Here is a 21,440-nt window from a genome sequence, read left to right as displayed (position 1 = left end):
AGGCGCACAACTAATAAGTGTATTTTTACCACTATATAATTACACAATTTACACTTTAAGTGGTTTTCAACAGCTGCAAAAACATATCTTATAAATAATACTATTTTTCACACACGATATTTGGTCAGTTGGAAGATTATGCGTACTTTTGCGCTCAAAACCCAAACTATCATAAAATGAAGAAATATCTATTGATGACGTTGGCATCTGCACTGATTCTGTCAGCATGCGGACCCAAGAAGGCAAGCGACCCCTTAGCAGACTCAGGTCGTACACAGCGCACGGAGAATCTGCTGACCAATCTGATGGCGTATGGTGACAGTGGCGTCTATATGTTCGGACACCATGACGATACCGTCTATGGTATCGGATGGAAAGGGGACTCTGCCCGATCCGATATACATAGCGTATGCAACGATTATCCGGGGCTGTTGAGTTTCGACCTTGGACATATTGAACTGGGCGACTCGGTCAATCTCGACGGTGTTCCCTTTGATCGCATGCGCCAAGAAATCTTCACCCATTTCAACCGTGGTGGCGTAATTACATTATCGTGGCATCTGAACAATCCGCTCTCTGGTGGTACTGCATGGGTTGCCGACTCACTGAAGAACGTCGAAACCAAGACTGTGGCTTCAGTATTGGAAGGTGGACAGAAGCATGAGATGTTCTTAGGATGGATTGATAAAGTGGCAGACTTCCTCAACTCACTGGAAACACCATACGGCGTGAAAGTACCGGTTATCTTCCGCCCATGGCATGAGCATACCGGTTCATGGTTCTGGTGGGGACAGGAACATTGCACCGCTGCACAGTATAAAGCGTTGTGGAAAATGACCACCGACCGACTGAAAGACAAAGGAGTGGTAAATGCACTCTATGCTTATTCACCTGGCACAGAAATGGATGGCAATGAATCCAAATATCTGGAACGCTATCCTGGCGACGACATCATAGATGTCATGGGACTGGACTGTTACTGCTCCTCACCTGAGGCTGACACCGTAAAGATTGCCGGTTATGCTGCACAGTTGGATAAGAACCTTGCCACAGTATGTGCCGTTGCCAAGAAACACCACAAGGCTGCTGCTCTTACTGAAACCGGCTACGAGGGAATAAAGACTGCAGACTGGTGGACCAAGACATTACAACCGGTGCTCGACAAGCACCCCATCTGCTACGTACTGGTATGGCGCAATGCTTACGACAACCCACAGCATTACTTTGCTCCGTTCCCCGGTCAGATTTCCACTACCGATTTCGTGACGTTCGTCAACAACAAACATGTGCTGATGCGTAGCGATGTGAACAATATCTACTTTGTGAAAAAGAAAGAATAAGGCGACTTTCATACGTCCCTCTGCAACAAAGCCATCGTATGGTTCAATTCTGTCCCATGCGATGGTTTTGTTTTTTCTTTTGATTAAACTTACTATCTCACTTCTGCGGTAGGTTCCTTTTCTGACCGTAGTATCTCCCATCATTATCCTATTCCGCTCGTATATTGATTGGGATTTACTTGGGACTCATTTGGGATTCATTCGGGATTCATTCGGGATTCATTCGGGACTCATTCGGGATTCATTCGGGACTCATTCGGGATTCATTCGGGATTCAATCGGGACTCATCACACACATGAATAAATGGAATTATGGGACTATAGCGACGCAAAGCAACAACACTATGTAATAATACTATACCAAAACTAAAGTCATTACGCCATTACAGTATTACAGTATTACAGTTTTCAAAAACGATTTTTGATGCTCAACGAATAGATTTTTATGATTTTCAAGCGGTAAACAGGCTATAAATCCATATTTTTTTGCTTTTCGAAAACTGTAATACTGTAATATTGTAAAAATCACTGCGCAATACATAAGTAAACATTTTTCCAAAAGAGTACATCTGATTATGAAGGTTTATATCACATCAAAGAAACCATACCTAAAACAAATACACTGAATTTGCTATAAATTCAGTGTATTTGCTTGTATGATCAGCACAATGGCTGAGTATAGTCAGTGTGTCTGCTCAGTAAGCGCGGTGGCTATACTGTTTCTGCTTGATATCATTTATCGATTATTACAAATGCTATCAATACGGCCACTTTGCAGCAGCGACACCTTCGGTGACACCTGTCATCATATTGGTATTAAATACTTTGATGTTTGAACGATCGATAATACTCATGCCATTGCCAGTATTTACATCCCATGCATAAGGAATACAACCGTTGTTGATTGCATAACTTGTCACAGCAGCATACCAAGCCTTGATAGATGCATCATGGATAGGATCTTGTCCGATGGCGAAACGCTGGTCGGCTCCAAACTCTCCGATGATTACGGGAATGCCGTTGTCAACAAACGCAGTCTTCAGCTTCGCCATCTGGTTTTTGACATAGTTCTCTGTATAATTGCTGTTGGCATTGCGATTGGCATCCGAACCGGTATTGTCTTTACCCCAATAGTACCACATTTTTTCCAAACTCTCATCTTTGTTCATCATTGTGAACTGATAGGGATCATAGAAGTGAACTTCCATCATCAAACGACCGGTATGTTTGTCGTTCAACTTAGAATAATAGTTGTTCTTTACTGTCTTGTCGATATTGGTTTCTGGACCTTGAACCACCAATACGCGATATTCGTTATTACCGCCTGTGGCACGCACAGCATCGATAAAGGCCTGCTCATATTCAGCCAAACGGCTTGCCAACTTATCGTCAGCAATATTCTTGCCGTTGTCCTGATAGGCTCCACCGACACCAGGCTCGTTGAGACCAGCAAAGATAACATGGTCGTCATAGTCTTTGAAAGCCTCTGCAATCTGTGTCCAGATCTTGGTAAGTTGTTGTTTCTTGAGTGCTACGTCAGCATTCGCTGTGAATCCGTCGTGCTCCAGCCAACCGCCATCCCAGTGCTGGTTGAGTACTACGTAGAGATCAGCATCAACACAATAGTTAACAATTTCCTTAACGCGTGCCATCCATTGTGGATCGATGGTGCAGTTGTTGGTATCGGTAATATGTCCCATCACCCATGCACAGGGGATGCGCACACTCTTGAAACCTTGCACCTTAATGAAATTGATGAGCTCCTTGGTAGTTATAGTTTTCTGCCATGCTGTCTCTGTAGAAACTCCAACGCTCTTCCATGAGTTAGTATTGCTGCCAGCCTCCATGGTATTGCCGAGATTCCATCCGGGATACATCAACTTTGCCACCTGCATGGCAGTTTGTCCGACAAAACGCCCTTTTTTCTTGCTCTTAGCCTGCACGTCGGCCGTAGTACTCCATGCAAGTGCAAGTACTACGAGGATAAAGAGAATTCGTTTACTCATGTCATTTTTCGATTATTACAAATGCTATCAATACGGCCACTTTGCAGCAGCGACACCTTCGGTGACACCTGTCATCATATTGGTATTTAAAACTTTGATGTTTGAACGATCGATAATACTCATGCCATTGCCACTATTTGTATCCCATGCATAAGGAATACAACCGTTGTTGATTGCATAACTTGTCACAGCAGCATACCAAGCCTTGATAGATGCATCATGGATAGGATCTTGTCCGATGGCGAAACGCTGGTTGGCTCCAAACTCTCCGATGATTACTGGAATGCCGTTGTCAACAAACGCAGTCTTCAGCTTCGCCATCTGGTTTTTGACATAGTTCTCAGTATAATTGCTGTTGGCATTGCGATTGGCATCCGAACCGGTATTGCCTTTACCCCAATAGTACCACATTGTTCCCCAACTCTCATCTTTGTTCATCATTGTGAACTGATAGGGATCATAGAAGTGAACTTCCATCATCAAACGACCGGTATGTTTGTCGTTCAACTTAGAATAATAGTTGTTCTTTACTGTCTTGTCGATATTGGTTTCTGGACCTTGAACCACCAATACGCGATATTCGTTATTACCGCCTGTGGCACGCACAGCATCGATAAAGGCCTGCTCATATTCAGCCAAACGGCTTGCCAACTTATCGTCAGCAATATTCTTGCCGTTGTCCTGATAGGCTCCGCCAACACCTGGCTCGTTGAGACCAGCAAAGATAACATGGTCGTCATAGTCTTTGAAAGCCTCTGCAATCTGTGTCCAGATCTTGGTAAGCTGTTGTTTCTTGAGTGCTACGTCAGCATTCGCTGTGAATCCGTCGTGCTCCAGCCAACCGCCATCCCAGTGCTGGTTGAGTACTACGTAGAGATCAGCATCAACACAATAGCTAACAATTTCCTTAACGCGTGCCATCCATTGTGGATCGATGGTGCAGTTGTTGGTATCGGTAATATGTCCCATCACCCATGCACAGGGGATGCGCACACTCTTGAAACCTTGCACCTTAATGAAATTGATGAGCTCCTTGGTAGTTGTAGTTTTCTGCCATGCTGTCTCTGTAGAAACTCCAACGCTCTTCCATGAGTTAGTATTGCTACCAGCCTCCATGGTATTGCCGAGATTCCATCCGGGATACATCAACTTTGCCACTTGCTTGGCATCATATTTGATATTGCCAGAAGGATCGGGATTAGAACCAGGCTTAGTCTCACCCTTCTCCTGTGTAACACTTACGGTTTTGCTCTCTGCACCGGCTTTTACGGTAATTGTAGCAGTACGCTGTTCGGTAGTGGTATTGGCTTCAACAGTTACATTGATAGGAGTGACCTTCAGCGTAGGAGTTTTCTCACCAATAGTCACCACACACCATGTAGCATCACTTGAAGCTGTAACATTCTGACCAGCACGTGCACTAATAGACTTCTGACCGCCATCTTTAGTAAACGACAGTGAGGTTGGGGTTACGGTTAATCCCTCTACGGCAGGGCCATCATCCGGATCATCATCGCCACAAGCAACAAAAGCCACCGAACCCAACAGGCACATTCCGACCTTCATCAGATAATTTGTAAGTTTTTTCATAGTTTTATTTCCCAATCGTTAGGTATTTTTAGTGTTGCACTAATTACTTATTTTCCGCGAGACAACCAAGCATCACCTTGTCTTTTTTTTAAGGCTATTGGGGCATGATTATCAAGGTTTAGAGGTGGAGAAGTCCCATCCTTAAGGTTTGTTTTTTACCTTAGCCATACGATCCACTTGTTCCTTGACCACTTGCAAGGTAGTGGTATCGCCGGCAAAGACTGAGTTGAGGCCTTGTGCCTCTTGTGCAGGATCGTTGGTGTAGGGATCGCCCACCACCCATTGTTCGTGTAGCGGTTTGGCAAATCCTCCCCATCCCCAGAAGTTGCATCCTGCAAATTTTCCGCCGCTCTCGGCATTATCTGCCACAAGCGAGAACACATATTTATAATAGCCATCGCGTCCCTTAGTTGGGGTGCCGAGGTCATATTTCATACCATCGCGGGGATAGCCAAACTCTTCCATAACGAGCGGTTTGCCCAACTTATCGCAGATGGCGAGATGCTTGTCTATATACTCTTTGGTATTCTGACATGCTCGGTCGAGGTTTTCGATGAGTGAGTCGGGCTTTGCCCATCCCCAATTGTAAGGCCAAAGGTGCACATTGCAATAGTCTATATTCTTATCAGCACAAATGCGCTCATAGCAGTCATAGTCGTTTTCGCATCCCCATGAGCCTTCGCTACCTATACTGATCAGGTGGTTTTTATCTATAGAACGGATCAGTGCAGAAGCCTCAGCAAGCCACTTCTCAAAGGCAGGCAGTTGTTCTTTAGCAAAGGCGCGAGGCTCATTGCCTATCTGCCACGACATGATAGCAGGATCTTCTGTATATTTTTTACCCGTATAACGGTTGGTGCGTCCGAGGATAAAGCGCACGTAATCGTAGAAGAGTTCGTGGGCTTTGGTATTGCTGGCATACTGTGCCACAAAATTCATATAAGCTGGATATCCTTCTTCGTTAGGACGTGGAGCTTTTCCTGCACCGGCATGTTGCAGATAGAAGCTATATCCCCCACTCCATTCCCATGAATTGTTCAGATAGAGCACAGCTACCATATTGCGCTTGCCCATCTCCATCAACAGATAGTCGAGGCCTGCAAGAATTGTATCGTTATAAACGCCAGGTGCTTCCTGCAGTGTTGGTTCCACCTTGGTCGTCACACCACGCTCACCATCGCTACCTACGAGGATGCGAAGATTGTCGATACCCATGCGTTTCATCTCATCGAGTTCCTTGACGAGACGGTCGCGGTCACCTCCTTGTCCTTCGCTACCGAGGATAGCACCATACCAGAAGTTGGTTCCTACGTAATAGTATGGTTTACCATTACGCATGAAGTGTCCGTTTTCAACGCTAATATACTGTGATTCTTGCACTTGCTGTTTGCAGGCACATAATGCAATAGCCATTACAAAAAGGGATAATAGTTTTCTCATTACGAAGTTATTGGTTTCAGCGAATGCAAAGATAGGAATTATTTTTGAAACCCACAAATATATTTTGTGATATTTATCATATTTTTAACATCTCACACAACAAATCACCATTATTTCTTTGCGTGCTATAACATTTTGTTATCTAGCGTTATAAATGCACCTTAAAATCGTCTATGATATAGATTGGTATTCAACAAAGGTGGGGCATAGAGCCCGTCATGGCCCCAGCCCCACCTCTTTTATTTCAGAGAAACGCTATGCGTATGATTATTTGGCTGCATTGACTATAGCGTCAGCCACTTCTTCCATGCTCCATTTGAAGCTTGATTCCTTACGATCGTTTCCATCCACAATGCCCATCCAGTAGAAGGCTGCTGCATTATACTGTTTGCAAAGGGTAGTCATGTCCGAAGCTTGCTTGCCGGCTTCGAGTTTTTCCTCATGGGTAGAGTTCTTGTTGATGGTGTCTTCATTTTTACCGTTTGAACCATATTCACCTATTACTACAGGATAACCTTGGTCCATGATATACTTTTTGAGCATCGCAAACATATTGGTGATTTCTCTCTTACACTCGGCAGTCCAGTGTTTATTATAGGTATTCACCCAATCATAAGGAGCATAGGTATGTACCTCAACGGCGAGGTGGCTCTGATTACCGCAGGGATCGGTGGGTATTACGAGTTTCTGCAGATTCTTCTCTACAGGTGATGCGGCATAAGTAGTCACGATAAGGTTGCGATATTTATTTTTGCCACCAGTAAAGCGTACTGCATCTACAAAGTCTTGCGCATACTTATTGATATAGTCGAGGTTGGCTTCATTGTTTGGTGTGTTCCATTGGGCTGTAGCGTCACTTCCTGTCAACATCTCGTTGTATCCTTCAAAAACGAGTTTTTCACTATAGTTTTTGAAATGGTCGGCAATCTGTTTCCAGAGATACTTAAACTTAGCATTAGACGCTGCATAGGTAGTGCCATCGGCTTTCAACCATGCGGTTTTGTCTGCTCCAGTATCGTGGTGCACGTTGAGAATACAATACATATCGTTATCCAACACATAGTTGACCACTTCTGCCACACGGTTCATCCATGCCTCATCCACATTGCCTGCACTATCCATGTGGTCTTTCCAAGTCACAGGAACGCGGATTGCGGTAAAGCCTTTTTCCTTCATCTTCTTCATCAGGAAAGCCTCGGTCTTGGGTTGTCCCCAACAGGTTTCTTGATTCAAACCTGTTGAACCTTCAGCCCATGCATCGAGTGTATTACCCAGATTCCATCCGGCTATCATATTCTTCACAGCAACCGAAGCCGACTCATATTCGTCGTTGCCAAGGTCTGGCTTTTTAAACATGGTAAAGCTGAAAGATACTGGTTCAGATGGTTTCGCACCATTATTAGATACTACATAACCTTGAGGAATGTTCACACCAATGGTCGCGCCTTCTTCCTGACAATCCAAATCGAATTCGAGTGTTGCCACTGAGAATTTCAAATTTGCTGGAGTTGACGTAGTTCCGGTGATTTTGATGTCATCGGCTCCTATTACGCGCTTTGACGGTGTGCTATAAACCACCTTCACGTGAACATTGCCAAGAGCAACATCTTTCGTTCCATTTGCGGGAGTTACTGAGATTGCTTTAGGAGCTGTTCCCGCAGGTGCAGGGTCTTTGGAATCGTCACCACCACAAGCTGCGACAGAGAGTATGATTCCAAAAAATGCCAAGAGGCACAATACTTTTTTCATAATAATATGTTTTTTGTTTGTGAATAATCGGGTGTAAGTCTTTCGCTATTTCATTTAGCGCCTGCAAATATACTCATTTTTGCGTCAACTGCCAAGCTTTTCCTATTTAAAATATATTAAGGCGAAATAACTCTGATGCTAATAATAGTATCGGCACAGCAGAGCATCTACCTATACGCATATAGTTTTCAATGTAATGTATTTTTTCACAGAGTAACAATTGTTTCTTCTCGCGCACACGTGCACGCGACATTTTATTTTTGCTACCATCGACCACAACATGTTTCTTAAGCACTGTGACTCATCTACTTATATAATTCTTGATAAAAATTTATGACCACCAATCGACCACCAATCTGCCCATTTTTGGAAGATTCGACCATTATGTGCCTTCAAGATGGTAGAAAAACGAAATGTTGAGCATTTCTCTTTTCGGTAGTAATCTGTAAACTGATTTCACACAAAATGAATACGCTTATAGCTGACTGACTATTTTGCCAGATTGTTTTCCTACATTGCAATACCTTTGTCAAACGTTAGATCATACCTTTGCCAAACGTTGAAAAACACTTGTGTCAAACGTTGAATAACACCTGTGTCAACGTTGGAAAATACTTTTATCAAACGTTGGATAACACTTTTACCAAACGTTGGATAATACCTTTATCAAACGTTGGATAACACATTTACCAAACGTTGGATAACACTTTTATCAAACGTTGGATAATACTTTTATCAGACATTAGAAAAGAGCTGAAAATACTATGCAGGCTGGGGCTATCGCCCATCTACACATAAACCAATGCACATAAGCGGATGATTATATCTTTAAACAACGATGTTCGATGGGTGTTCGACAATTCGGCATTTCAGCCTTCAAACACAGACATAACCAACTGTTTGATTGGATGTTACGAAAACAAGATGTTCGATGTTCGATAAAAACCTGAAAACTGAAAATTATGTATGCGACAACGGCAGACATCAGAAGTTTTCTGCCTGATGATAAGCTATCAATCCCTCCAACGGACTTTTCAAAACTGTGCCAACACAGTAACCTTCAGCCTCAGCAGCCACTTTCAACTCGCTACAATAGTAGAAAGCCATACTTCCAACAAATCCGACAGGCAAATCTTGTCGTTGATACGCTGTCAGATTACGACGAAAGAACTGTCTGAAATTATCAATCACCATGCTGCGTACACCATCTCTATCAAGGTTTCGATGAATAAATGGTGACAATGATGCCAACCATCGATTAGCTAAAGGTTGGCGATAGACACGATCGATAACATCAGCCATCGTCAAATGAAACTCAGAAAGAAACGCTTCGCGCAAGGCGGATTGAGCAGACTCCTTAAATATAAGGTTGAGAAACTGCCGACCGAGCACTGCCCCACTACCCTCATCGCCAAGAATATAGCCCAACGGCGGAGTGTTCATCACAATATTTTGTCCATCGTACAGACCAGAATTGGCTCCTGTACCAAGGATACAGGCAATACCTTCTGCACGACCACATACCGCACGTGCTGCCCCCAGCAAATCGCCTTCTGCCTGCACATCGGCATGTAAAAATGCCGACATAAGCAGTTGACGCATCATCGGTTGCAATTCGGGACGCAAACCGCTACCATAGAAAGCCACTTGCCCAACCGTAGTCTCTGCCGGAAGCGACGGAAGAAGCTCCTCACGCAACACGCGATCTATGACTTCAGCAGACTGATGAAAAGGGTTGATACCTTGCGTCTGACATTGGCAGACAAGGGTTTCGCCAGCCAGCAGTGCCCAGTCGGTTTTGGTACTGCCACTGTCGGCAATGAGTTGGCAATGTGAATATGAGGTGGTCATCGGCATAGTTCTTATATTTCCTTGCAAAGGTACAAAACTTTTGTGATAATCATACGAAACAAAGAAATAATGAAGTTAAAAAGGAAAAATAAACCACTATCCAGAAGGATCTCATTGGATGTTTACGAATTTTTGTAGGCAGAATAGCGTTAAACTTCTTCATTCGCTTTATCGTCTCAACTTTTCTTTGTAACTTTGCGCCAATAATTACCCAATACAGAACCATCCGATTGAATATGAAAAGAATACTGACGGTGCTCATCACACTGACCATCACGCTCGCCAGCCATGCTGTGCTGAAAGAGAAAGACCTTCCACAGACCCTACATATCCTGCGATCAGAGCTCACTGACTTTCATCGTGAGCTGACAGAACGGTTGGAGTTGAGCAAAACGCAAAACAAGAAAGTGCGCGACCAACTATTTGCAACCATGGAGCGGTCAAACCAAAATGCACTGATGCTCTACTCGCAAAAACAGGATTATGTATTTGACTTGACCTATGCTTGCCATGAAGCCACCGAACAGTATCATGAGTTTAGGCAGCAACAGTTGCCTTTTAACACGTGGATAAACAAGCTTAATAGCAACATAGCACGCTACGATTCACTCATCGTGTCACTTCGATCTATGCCTGTAATGATGCTCGACGACCATGCAAAAACCGACCGAAGCGTATGTCTCACCCTCGCCACCAACATTCGCAACAATTTGGAAGAAAGTCGTGGAACAATGAAAGAATACATCACCTTCTACGACATGACGGAGAAGCGGCTCGCCTATCTCAACGACTATGCACAGAAACGATACAACGACATACAAACCAGCATCTTCCGCAATGGTGGCGACAGCTATATTTCCATTCTTACCAATTGGCCGCAACAGTGGACTACCACCATGCAGACGGTCACAAAGAAATACCAACCCAATGCCAAATCGCAATGGGATAGCCGATGGATTGTGGGACTGCTTGTTTCTATCCTCATCTATGCCATCATCGCTACACTACTCAACTATGTGGTTATCCACTATGTAGTGCCAAAGCGATTCCGCACCAAGGAGTTTCTAAAAAAACAAGCCTGTATCACCATGGCCACCACCACGGTGACTTTCGGCCTCATTCTCGCCATCATGCTAACTGTATCACAGCAGCATTTCTTCATCATGGCATGCGGACTGTTGGTCAATTTTGCATGGTTGATGGGTGCCATCCTTATCTCACTCTTGCTACGTGTCAATGGCAGTCAGATTAAGAGCGCCTTCCGCATCTATACACCACTTTTAGCTGTAAGTTTCCTGGTCATCGTATTCCGTATCATTCTGATACCTAACGAACTCGTCAATCTGATATTCCCACCCATCCTCGTGCTCTGCGCCCTGTGGCAATGGAGCGTGATCAGACGCCACAACAAGAACATTCCGAAATCGGACATGTTCTACACCTATATCACACAAGCGGTATTTATCACATCTGTGGTATGCTCATGGATAGGCTACACCCTATTTGCCGTGCAATTGCTCATCTGGTGGACAATGCAGCTCACATGTATCCTCACCATCACCTGTGCGTTGCAATACCTTAAAATTTATGGTATCAAGCACCACTACGAAGAGATGCCCATCTCCAAAACATGGGCTTACGACCTACTCTATCAGGTATTACTGCCTGTGCTGGGGGTAATATCGGTCATGATCAGTTTCTATTGGGCTGCAGATGTATTCAACCTGACAGACCTATGCTGGAAGATATTCTATGCCAAGTTTGTTGACCTCAGCAATCTGAAACTCAGCATCGTATCGCTGGCATTTGTCATCAGTCTGTGGTTCCTATTCTCGTACATTTGTACTACTGTACTGCAGTTTCTACGCATGCATTACCGCAGTTCTGACCCATCGACAGCAGCAAGCCGAGAAGTAATGGGAAAGAATGTAACACAGGTTTTGGTATGGGGCGCATGGTTCCTCATCACGATGAGCGTACTCGGTGTGTCGCTCGAATGGCTGATGGTAGTGACAGGCGGACTGTCAACGGGTATCGGATTTGCATCGAAAGACATCATCGAAAATATCTACTACGGTATTTCTCTCATGACAGGACGCATCAAAGTAGGCGATTGGATTGAAGTGGATGGAACCATGGGAAAAGTGACTACCATCAACTATACATCGACCATTGTAGAGTCAGTATATGGTGAGGTGATTACCTTCCAAAACTCACAGTTGTTCTCTAAAAACTACAAGAATCTGACTCGCAACCATGGGTATATACTGACAACTATACACTACGGGGTGGCATACGGAAGTAACTTGCAACAAGTGATGGAACTGGTTGACACGGCTGTCAACAATATGCACCACCAATGGACTGACCCTACCAAGACAGCCAAATCGGTTGTGGGCGAACTGGCTGACTCAAGTATCAATCTCAAAATATTCGTATGGTCGGAAGCTACCAAGCGTTCACATGTGACAAGCGATGTGCTCAAAACCATCTACGACACGCTCAATGCCAACGGCATCGAGATTCCATTTCCACAACAAGATATACATCTGCACAACAACTAATACTCATACAGAATACAGTTCGCCCGGCAGTTCCGATGGAATTGCCGGGCGAATGATTATTGTAACGTAATAACTGTCGCTATACTTTAAAAATTGTAGTAGAGACCGAAAGTCAGATTGTTGCCGTCAAGAGCTACACCATAAGTGTTAGTAGCTTTGGCACCATCGTAATCATCCTTTGAATTCTGATAACCCAACCAACCGAAATGGGTAACAAAGCTCAGTTTATCGTTCAGATTAACTGCTACTCCGGGACGTACACCAAGACCGAAAGTATTGTTCTTCACGCTACCATTATCAGAGTGGATGTAGTCGAGACCAGCATCAACAAAAACGTCAACACACTTAAATTTCAGAGCGGTATAGCGCAAATAAGGGCTGATACGAAACTGCTTGTCCTTCTGAGAAACAGTAACTGTAGATCCTGCTACTGTCTTTTCAACAGACACTTCATCCTGAGCATAGCCAAGAACGATACCTACGGCAATGTTATCCTCAAGTTTGAAACCAAGTTCCGGCAGAATTTGGAAGTTGTTCTTGGTTGTTCCATCGTGTGAACTACCAATAAATCCAACACTACCACCCACATAAACCTGGGCACTTGCCACTGTAGCCACTACAAGAGCTACGAGAGTCATGAAACACTTTTTCATTATTTTGTTGTTTTGAAGTTTAACAATTGAAGGATGGAAAAACCAACCTCCGAGAATAAAATCTGTTGCAAATATAGGGATTCTCACTATAAAAATAGCATATTTTGCTTTTTTTCGAGTGTGGCAATCATTTTGTTGACACAAAATAAGATTATCCGCGTTTTTTTGCTTAACTTTGCCACGTAATATAAATATAAAATAATTTGCTTAACTTTGCGTCTTAAAACATACAGGACAACATGAAAGCAACATTCATTGCAGGGCCTTGCGTTATCGAGTCAGCCGAACTACTCGATACTGTGGCTAAAAAACTGGTGGACATCAACAACCGATTGGGCACCGACATTATTTTCAAAGCTTCGTTCGACAAAGCGAACCGCACATCGATCCACTCTTTCCGTGGACCGGGTATTGACCGTGGACTGCAGATGCTGGCAGATGTAAAAACCAAATATGGCCTACGCCTACTTACCGATATACACGAAGCATGGCAAGCCAAACCGACAGGCGAAGTGGTAGATATAATACAGATACCGGCATTCCTCTGTAGGCAAACAGACCTTCTCGTAGCAGCTGCACAGACCGGGCGTATCGTCAATATCAAAAAAGCGCAGTTCCTAAGCGGACAGGACATGCGCTATCCCGTAGAGAAAGCACGCGAGGCCGGGGCTACAGACGTATGGCTCACAGAGCGTGGCAACATGATGGGATACAATAATCTGGTAGTGGATTTCAGAAACATACCCGACATGCTGGAGATCGTTCCCAACGTCATCATGGACTGCACACATAGCGTACAACGCCCAGGCGGTGCAAACGGAAAAACCGGCGGTGACAGACGTTTCGTACCACAGATGGCTATGGCGGCAAAAGCCTTCGGAGCCACAGGATGGTTCTTTGAAGTACATCCAGACCCAGACAACGGACTGAGCGATGCCGCCAATATGCTGGAACTAGACCGTCTGGAAGAACTGATAACAAAACTTCTGAAAAACGACTAACAACAACCAAACGAGCAATGACAACAAGAGAATACGCCATACAATGTATTAAAGACGAGGCACAGGCTGTGCTCGACATGATACCACAACTGGATGACAACTTCGACAAAGCCGTAGAACTCATCTACGACTGCCATGGAAAAGTGATTGTCACCGGTGTTGGCAAAAGCGGACACATCGGTGCAAAGATTGCTGCCACACTGGCATCTACAGGCACACCGTCGTTTTTCATCAATCCACTCGATGTATATCATGGCGACCTTGGCGTCATGTCGAAAGGCGATGTGGTACTCGCCATTTCCAATTCAGGACAGACCGACGAACTGCTACGCTTCATACCAATGGTACTCCACATGGAGATTCCTATCATAGGAATGAGCGGTAACCCAACGTCATTACTTGCAAAATACTCCACCTGTCACCTCAATGTTGCAGTAAAAAAAGAGGCTTGTCCACTCAATCTCGCACCAACCAGCAGCACAACGGCAACACTTGTTATGGGCGATGCACTGGCTGTGGCACTGATGGAAAAACGCCATTTCCGACCACAAGACTTTGCACAATTCCATCCCGGTGGCGAACTCGGCAAACGATTACTGACCACTGCACAAGATGTGATGATTACCGAAAAACTCCCTATCCTATCACCCGATATGCATTTGGGCGATGCCATTATACTGGTAAGCAAAGGTAAACTCGGACTGGGAATAGCTATCGTAGATGGACAAATTGCCGGACTTATCACCGATGGTGACATTCGACGCGCCATGGAAAGATGGCAGGCCGAATTCTTCGACCGCACTGTGGCAGACATCATGACACGTACGCCAAAGAAGGTTTCGCCACAAACCAAAATCTCTGAAGTACAGAAAATAATGAATCAAAACAAAATACATAACGTGCTCGTGGTCAATGAACAAAACCAACTCTTGGGAGTCGTTGACCGATATGCTTGCGTATTGTAATAACAGATACTGACAATGAAAGTACTGAAAAAACTATTAATCATCCTCATGCTGGCCATGCCAATCGCAGCAGCCGGCATCTATTTGTTTAAAACGCTTGACGTGCGCAACGGACTGACCAGTAGTCAGATTAACTGCATACTTAAAGACTCAAGAGGATATGTATGGATGGGAACACCTGCGGGGCTATACCGCTACGATGGCTATACCTTTAAGAGTTTTCAGAGCAACTCACAGGATGGTTCATCACTACCCGACAGCTATATCATCAGTCTGCAGGAAGCATTGGACGGTAACATCTGGGTGCAAACCCTCACTGGATTCTGCGTCTATCACCCACAAACAGAAACATTCGAACGAGATATGAAACAGGTTTATACCGCTATGGGCATTGAAGGACAACCCACCGTGGTATATTTCGATAGACACAAAAACCTGTGGGCAGCCATTCCAAACAAAGGTGTGGTAGCCTATAACATGCAACAACAATTGCTCTATGAATTTGGTTATACCAACGACGCACACGGCGTGCCACAGGGAACTATATGTTCAATCGGTGAATGTCGAGATGGCGCAGTCATCGTGTACAACGATGGACGATTGGTTTGCTGCGACGTAATGCACCAACAGCATACCATATGGCAGACTGACTTTATTGCTCAACAACATCTGCGCCATACCTCTTCACTCAAAGTCTTTGCTGACAAAAACGATGTGATATGGCTCTACGGACAAGGCACACTGATGCGCTACAATAAAACCTCTAACACTTGGGATACTACCATAGGCAATCAACTGGGACTCACTGGTGTATCGGTGGATCACAGCGTCAATGGCATAGTGGGCGACAAAGCTGGAAATATATGGATAGGTACAGACCGTATGGGACTCATCAGAACAAATACTGAGGCACAAATCATGGAACCTGTACGTCCCACCAACGGTATCGATGCACGCACACAACAGGAAACTATCGGCATACAAAGCCTATACGTAGATGATACAGACCTGCTATGGGTGGGAACAGAGAAATCGGGTGTAGCATTCTACGGCGACAACATCTATAAATTCCAAAGCAATTTCAATGGCGATATCACTGCCATCGCACAGGACAACAGCGGTCGCATATGGTTTGGTACAAGTGACCATGGTGTAATAGGCTACGAGGGACCTCTTGCCAGCCAGAAGGTTTCGTGCATGACAACAACCTCTGACGGAAGCCTTTGGGTGGGTTCACGACAGAACGGACTGACTCGCATCAAAGATGGATATGCTAAGATCTTCTCTGTTGCCCGTGATAGTGCAAAGACGCTGATCGATGACCATGTCAATGCACTAACCAGCGATAAGTTCGGCAACGTATGGATTGCAACCAACGGTGGACTGCAGGTGTTCAACCCACAGATGAATACCTTCTCCTCATATACACGTGAAAATGGTATGCTCAACACCAACAATGTGACCTGTCTGTTCTACGGGAAAAACAACACAATGCTGGCAGGAACAGCAGAAGGTCTTATCGTATTGAACCTCTCTACACGTGACAAAACCGTGCTGACAGGAAACAAATCAAATCTAAAAACGTTTACCAACAACTATATCACACAGGTTTACGAAGACTCAAGAGGATTGATATGGGTTGGAACACGCGAAGGTTTGAATATTCTGAACTTGGAAAACGACACGCTCAACTATCTCACAGAGAAGAACGGACTCTGCAACAACTCTATATGCGGTATTACAGAAGATAAAAACCACAACCTATGGGTGACCACAAGCAATGGTATTAGCCGAATCGTAGTGCAGCGTAACCATGAAAATGGTACATTCAACTATGGTCTCTACAACTACAATACCAGCGACGGACTGCAAAGCAATGAGTTTAATATGGGTGCCATACTCACTAAAGCAGACGGAAATGTGCTCTTCGGAGGTCTCTATGGAGTGAACTGGGCAAGACAATCGGGCAAGAACGACCAGGAACGTTTACCAAAAGTGATGCTCACACAGCTCTTTGTAGGAGAAGAGGAAATACAGATAGGTCATGAATACGATGGACATGTGATTCTCGTACAAGCTCTCAACGAGAGCGGGCGCATTGAACTGAAGAATGGTCAAAACAACTTCACCATCAAATTCGCTGCAGGTAACTACAACCAAGGCGAGCGCCTGCAGTTCATGTACTGGATGGAAGGACGCGACAACTACTGGCGCAACGGCGATGCACTGCTTCACGGTGTGAAATTCCGCAATCTCAGCAGTGGAACATACACCCTTCACGTTAAAGCAGTAAGCGCCAATGGTGCTGTCAGCAATAAAGAGCGTACCCTCGAAATTGTTATCGACCGCCCATGGTGGTTGTCATGGTGGATGCTCACCATCTACGTTGTCATCGCCATCATCATACTATGCACTTGGCGATATGGATTCAAGAAGATGAGAACACTGATGCTCCACAAACGCACCGTTATAGACGAACTGAAACGACAGCGTGAAGAAATAAAACTGGCAAGTGATGACCTACGTCAACCTATGGCCAGAATGACAACAATCATCGGAAATCTTTCTGAACAAGAACACTCTCTTGAAGGAAAAGAACAACTCAACTCTCTCCACTTCCAAATGCTACAGGTCATCACCCGTATCTCAGAAATGCAAACTACACTGGAGCATCCGGAAGAAAAAGCCGAGAACAAAACCCATGACAGACTGGAGTTGGGTGCAAGAGGTAGTCTCGATTTGTCGCAAGTAGAAGCTCCTGCACTGACGGCAGATATCAAGCCTATACGCATCGAAACTACCACTCAACAGGATATTCACGTGATGATAATCGATGATAACCACGAGTTTTTGTTGTTCCTCAAAGCCCATCTGCGCGAAATTTACCATCTACATCTCTATGATGATATTAAGAAAGCACGGGCTGAAGTGGAAGCATTGCACCCTGACCTCATCGTCTGCAAAGATGACATGAACTATATGACAGGTAGTATGCTCTGCAACCAGTTGAAGAGTAATCCACGTACCGAGCGCATCAAATTCGTACTATTGACAGATCAAGTGATGTCTCAGGAAGATATGAACAACAATAATATCACGCTCTCGGCTGACGATTATATTGCTAAACCGTTTAACGTACAAGAGGCTGTTTCACGTTTCAACGTACTACTCGGACTGGGTGCCGCTCTGGTAGATCACGATACTATCGAAGGCTATGAAACACGCCGACTGGAGAGTCAGAACTCCAGCATGACAACAGCTACGTTGACCAGCAAACCCAGTAGAAAGCCGATTGATGAAGAAGCTACAACTCCTGAGCCGTCAACAACTGACGAGCAAGAGCAGAAGCAAGAAGACAAATCCGTACAGAGCGGCAAGGAAATTGCACGTCAATACTATGGGGACGGTACTATCGGTGACTACTCTATGAGTAGCATCATGGACCAACAACTCATGAGAAATGTGGAACAATATGTACTGCAAAATATGAGTCGCGGACAAATCAGCGTAGAAGAGATGGCTTCGGCGATGGGTATGGGACGTGTACCTTTCTTCCATAAGATACGCAATATCACAACCAAGACACCTGCCGAACTGGTTCGCGAAATTCGACTGAAACATGCCTGCACACTGCTGGTCAATACCAACCTCAACCTCAATGAGCTGGCTATCAACGTCGGATTCATGACTGCCGAAAACTTTATCAATATCTTCCAATCCAAGTATGGCATGACTCCACTGGAGTACCGCATGAAACACAGCAAGTAATAGTAACAAAACAATCCAGCAAGCAGCAAGAAAACAAACATGTTACGACATAAGGTTCTAACCCTGTTTTTCCTACTATCACTATCAGCGAGTGCTCAAACGAGCGACTCGCTGATTGTTCGTACACTCAAAGCAAACGGAATACGCTTCTCCCACGACAATAGTGTAACACTACTCATGTCGGGACAGGAGAAATTCGACGATATGTTCAAAGCTATCCGACAAGCAAAAAGCAGCATCCACCTGGAGTATTTCAACTTCCGCAACGACAGTATCGCATCGTTACTCTTTGATATTCTCAGAGAGAAACGTCGCGAAGGTGTTGAAGTAAGAGCCATGTTCGATGGATTCGGCAACGACTCCAATAACCAGCCGCTACGCAAACGTCACCTTAAGAAATTGCGTGCCGACAGTATCAATATCGTAGAATACTCCCCTATCCGCTTCCCTTGGATTAACCATATCTTCGGTCGCGACCATCGAAAAATTGTAGTTATCGATGGTAAAGTGGCTTATACAGGTGGAATGAATGTGGCAGACTATTATATAAAAGGTACGAAACAAGTAGGGGAATGGCGCGATATGCACTGTAGAATAGAAGGCGATGCCGTCAACGAACTGCAAGCCATATTTATCAGAATATGGAACCGTACTACTGGCGAAAATGTACATGGCACAAAATACTATCGTGGCGGTACAGACACAAAATTTGCAGGACTCAAGCCCGATACGACAGCAACAGCAGGCCGAAAGACAGTAGCTATTATCAACCGTGAGCCCTATCGTACGCCAGCAATTATGCGTACCTTTTATATTAATGCCATCAATCAGGCACAAGATTCTATCAAGATTATCAATCCCTACTTCACACTCATTCCCAAAGTGACAAAAGCATTGACACGTGCTATCCGCCGAGGTGTAAAGGTAGAAATTATACAGTCAGCGAAAAGTGACATTCCCCTTACACCAGACTGTGCCTACTATCAGGCACATAAACTGATGAAGCGTGGAGCCACTGTATGGATGTATAAACCCGGTTTCCACCATTCTAAAATCATGATGGTTGACGGACGTTACTGCACGGTAGGTAGTACCAATCTCGATGCCAGAAGTTTGAAATGTGACTTTGAAGAGAATGCAGTCATCGTAGATCGTTGTACCACACGCGAACTTGATGAGATGTTTATACGCGATACAAAAAAGAGTTTCTTGTTAACTCCAACAACATGGAAACAATTCCGTACCCCATGGCAGAGATTCGTTGGTAAGTTTGCCCATCTCTTAGCTCCACTACTCTAACTCCATTTCTATGCCACATAATACTGTCATATCCATTTGCAAAGCATTGGCCATCATACTGATGGTCATCGGACATGCCGACTGTCCCGATGCTTTAGGAGCATTCCTTTATGAATTCCACATGCCACTGTTTTTTATAACAGCCGGCTATTTCTTCTCTGTGCGATACATCAACGACGAGGCAACCTTTGTCAAAAAACGCTTCAAAGGACTATATCTTCCTTTTGTCACATGGTCGGTATTCTTCCTTATCCTCCACAACACGATGTTTGACATCGGTATTCTCAATGAGCAATACGGCAACTGGACCGGTGGAGTGACCCATCCCTATAGTCCTCATCGCATACAACAAAACCTTTGGACTATCTTTACTGCTATGGGGGGATATGATGAGTTTCTGTGTGGAGCATTCTGGTTTTTCCGTGGTCTGCTTGTAGCAAGTATCGGTTTCTTGGTTTGCTATAAGATTTCAAATAGAATTATAGGTTGGACAGACAGCACGCTGCAACAGCATACAGCGGGCAATACAACTGACAATACTACATGGAGTTCAAGAATAAGGCTGGTAATCTGTAACCACCGAACAGTCATTACCACGCTCTTGGTATGCTTGATTGCATTACTGCTTGCAGGATGGAAAGCCTATGAAGGCCTTCGCATTATCACTTTGGTACAAGGAGGTTACAGAGAATTGATGGGTATGTTCTTCTTCGGATGCGGATTTCTGTTTCGCCAATGGGAAGGACATTATAAAGCCACATGGTGGTCAACACTTGTGTTTGGTGTTGTAGTATGGTTGTTTTCCCATTATCTCACTGCCAACATGAACTGGCGTTCCACCTACACACAGTTTTTATCACTTCCGATTCCAGCCTTTTGTGGTTTTCTTATGACCTATAATATCGCACGATGGCTTGACCGTCATCCTGGACGTATTCATCGTTTTCTTGTATATTGCGGTGACCACACCCTGCCTATCTTCGTATTCCATATCATCAGCTACAAGGTTGTAAGTCTATTGAAGATTGCCTACTATGATTTGGATTTCGCACAAATCGGTTGTCACATGGTAATCCACTACAATGCCAAGGAAGATTATTTCTGGATACTTTATGCCATCGCAGGAGTTGGCATCCCATTAGGATGGACCTGGTGTTACCATAAGTTGAAACCCGTATTAGACGGTTACATCAACCGATAACGGGTATATCCAT

Annotated in this window: 13 protein-coding genes; 7 read left to right on the top strand and 6 right to left on the bottom strand. The window is 44.5% G+C overall.

Going from position 1 to position 21,440, the window contains the following annotated elements:
• The first annotated feature begins 176 nt into the window (after positions 1-176).
• On the top strand, positions 177-1,340 hold the full coding sequence (locus CIK90_RS11680; RefSeq protein ID WP_254046349.1) for a glycoside hydrolase family 26 protein: 1,164 nt from the start codon (positions 177-179) through the stop codon (positions 1,338-1,340).
• A gap of 758 nt (positions 1,341-2,098) precedes the next feature.
• Here the strand turns inward: CIK90_RS11680 and CIK90_RS11675 are convergent.
• The 5 genes from CIK90_RS11675 to CIK90_RS11655 form a co-directional block, all read right to left on the bottom strand.
• A complete protein-coding gene (locus tag CIK90_RS11675; protein ID WP_094465554.1) occupies positions 2,099-3,346 on the bottom strand; it encodes a glycoside hydrolase family 5 protein in 1,248 nt (415 codons plus the stop codon).
• Between the two features lie 27 nt (positions 3,347-3,373).
• Positions 3,374-4,936: a cellulase family glycosylhydrolase gene (locus CIK90_RS11670; RefSeq protein WP_254046348.1), complete on the bottom strand. Its 1,563-nt coding sequence runs from the start codon at positions 4,934-4,936 to the stop codon at positions 3,374-3,376.
• Positions 4,937-5,077: 141 nt separating this feature from the next.
• Positions 5,078-6,349 (bottom strand): cellulase family glycosylhydrolase, encoded by a 1,272-nt coding sequence (locus tag CIK90_RS11665; RefSeq protein ID WP_254046350.1) that lies wholly within the window; start codon positions 6,347-6,349, stop codon positions 5,078-5,080.
• A 294-nt stretch (positions 6,350-6,643) separates the two neighbouring features.
• Positions 6,644-8,125: a cellulase family glycosylhydrolase gene (locus CIK90_RS11660; RefSeq protein WP_094465548.1), complete on the bottom strand. Its 1,482-nt coding sequence runs from the start codon at positions 8,123-8,125 to the stop codon at positions 6,644-6,646.
• A 984-nt stretch (positions 8,126-9,109) separates the two neighbouring features.
• Positions 9,110-9,982, bottom strand: a complete 873-nt coding sequence (locus tag CIK90_RS11655; protein ID WP_254046347.1) for an ATPase — start codon at positions 9,980-9,982, stop codon at positions 9,110-9,112.
• A 230-nt stretch (positions 9,983-10,212) separates the two neighbouring features.
• Here CIK90_RS11655 and CIK90_RS11650 point away from each other — a divergent pair, with 230 nt between their 5' ends.
• The gene (locus tag CIK90_RS11650) at positions 10,213-12,540 is read left to right on the top strand and encodes a mechanosensitive ion channel family protein (protein WP_173849348.1); all 2,328 of its coding nucleotides are present in this window, start codon (positions 10,213-10,215) and stop codon (positions 12,538-12,540) included.
• 86 nt (positions 12,541-12,626) lie between these two features.
• Here the strand turns inward: CIK90_RS11650 and CIK90_RS11645 are convergent, their stop codons facing one another.
• Positions 12,627-13,193 carry an outer membrane beta-barrel protein gene (locus CIK90_RS11645; protein ID WP_094389621.1) on the bottom strand — a complete coding sequence of 189 codons (567 nt, stop codon included), beginning with the start codon at positions 13,191-13,193 and terminating at the stop codon, positions 12,627-12,629.
• A 239-nt stretch (positions 13,194-13,432) separates the two neighbouring features.
• On the opposite strand from CIK90_RS11645, the gene kdsA reads away from it, so the two are divergent.
• From kdsA to CIK90_RS11620, 5 genes are read left to right on the top strand one after another with little or no spacing between them, the layout of a single operon-like run.
• Entirely contained in the window at positions 13,433-14,194 is a 762-nt protein-coding gene (gene kdsA / locus CIK90_RS11640) for a 3-deoxy-8-phosphooctulonate synthase (RefSeq protein ID WP_094389622.1), read from the top strand.
• Positions 14,195-14,211: 17 nt separating this feature from the next.
• Positions 14,212-15,159 (top strand): SIS domain-containing protein, encoded by a 948-nt coding sequence (locus CIK90_RS11635; RefSeq protein WP_094389623.1) that lies wholly within the window; start codon positions 14,212-14,214, stop codon positions 15,157-15,159.
• Between the two features lie 15 nt (positions 15,160-15,174).
• Complete coding sequence (locus CIK90_RS11630; protein WP_094465542.1) at positions 15,175-18,927, top strand: two-component regulator propeller domain-containing protein; 3,753 nt, start codon at positions 15,175-15,177, stop codon at positions 18,925-18,927.
• A 39-nt stretch (positions 18,928-18,966) separates the two neighbouring features.
• A complete protein-coding gene (locus CIK90_RS11625; protein WP_094465540.1) occupies positions 18,967-20,226 on the top strand; it encodes a phosphatidylserine/phosphatidylglycerophosphate/cardiolipin synthase family protein in 1,260 nt (419 codons plus the stop codon).
• A 10-nt stretch (positions 20,227-20,236) separates the two neighbouring features.
• The gene (locus CIK90_RS11620) at positions 20,237-21,427 is read left to right on the top strand and encodes an acyltransferase family protein (RefSeq protein WP_094389626.1); all 1,191 of its coding nucleotides are present in this window, start codon (positions 20,237-20,239) and stop codon (positions 21,425-21,427) included.
• Positions 21,428-21,440: the final 13 nt, after the last annotated feature.

It is taken from the genome of Prevotella sp. P5-126 (assembly GCF_002251185.1).
Lineage (GTDB): Bacteria > Bacteroidota > Bacteroidia > Bacteroidales > Bacteroidaceae > Prevotella.
Note: the sequence above shows the minus strand (reverse complement) of the source record. Positions and strands in the feature narration are given on the sequence as shown.

Bases quoted from the DNA above. Each gene is read 5' to 3' on its own strand.
- CIK90_RS11680 (WP_254046349.1), top strand. From the start codon at position 177: ATGAAGAAATATCTATTGATGACGTTGGCATCTGCACTGATTCTGTCA.
- CIK90_RS11675 (WP_094465554.1), bottom strand. From the start codon at position 3,346: ATGAGTAAACGAATTCTCTTTATCCTCGTAGTACTTGCACTTGCATGG.
- CIK90_RS11670 (WP_254046348.1), bottom strand. From the start codon at position 4,936: ATGAAAAAACTTACAAATTATCTGATGAAGGTCGGAATGTGCCTGTTG.
- CIK90_RS11665 (WP_254046350.1), bottom strand. From the start codon at position 6,349: ATGGCTATTGCATTATGTGCCTGCAAACAGCAAGTGCAAGAATCACAG.
- CIK90_RS11660 (WP_094465548.1), bottom strand. From the start codon at position 8,125: ATGAAAAAAGTATTGTGCCTCTTGGCATTTTTTGGAATCATACTCTCT.
- CIK90_RS11655 (WP_254046347.1), bottom strand. From the start codon at position 9,982: ATGCCGATGACCACCTCATATTCACATTGCCAACTCATTGCCGACAGT.
- CIK90_RS11650 (WP_173849348.1), top strand. From the start codon at position 10,213: ATGAAAAGAATACTGACGGTGCTCATCACACTGACCATCACGCTCGCC.
- CIK90_RS11645 (WP_094389621.1), bottom strand. From the start codon at position 13,193: ATGAAAAAGTGTTTCATGACTCTCGTAGCTCTTGTAGTGGCTACAGTG.
- kdsA (WP_094389622.1), top strand. From the start codon at position 13,433: ATGAAAGCAACATTCATTGCAGGGCCTTGCGTTATCGAGTCAGCCGAA.
- CIK90_RS11635 (WP_094389623.1), top strand. From the start codon at position 14,212: ATGACAACAAGAGAATACGCCATACAATGTATTAAAGACGAGGCACAG.
- CIK90_RS11630 (WP_094465542.1), top strand. From the start codon at position 15,175: ATGAAAGTACTGAAAAAACTATTAATCATCCTCATGCTGGCCATGCCA.
- CIK90_RS11625 (WP_094465540.1), top strand. From the start codon at position 18,967: ATGTTACGACATAAGGTTCTAACCCTGTTTTTCCTACTATCACTATCA.
- CIK90_RS11620 (WP_094389626.1), top strand. From the start codon at position 20,237: ATGCCACATAATACTGTCATATCCATTTGCAAAGCATTGGCCATCATA.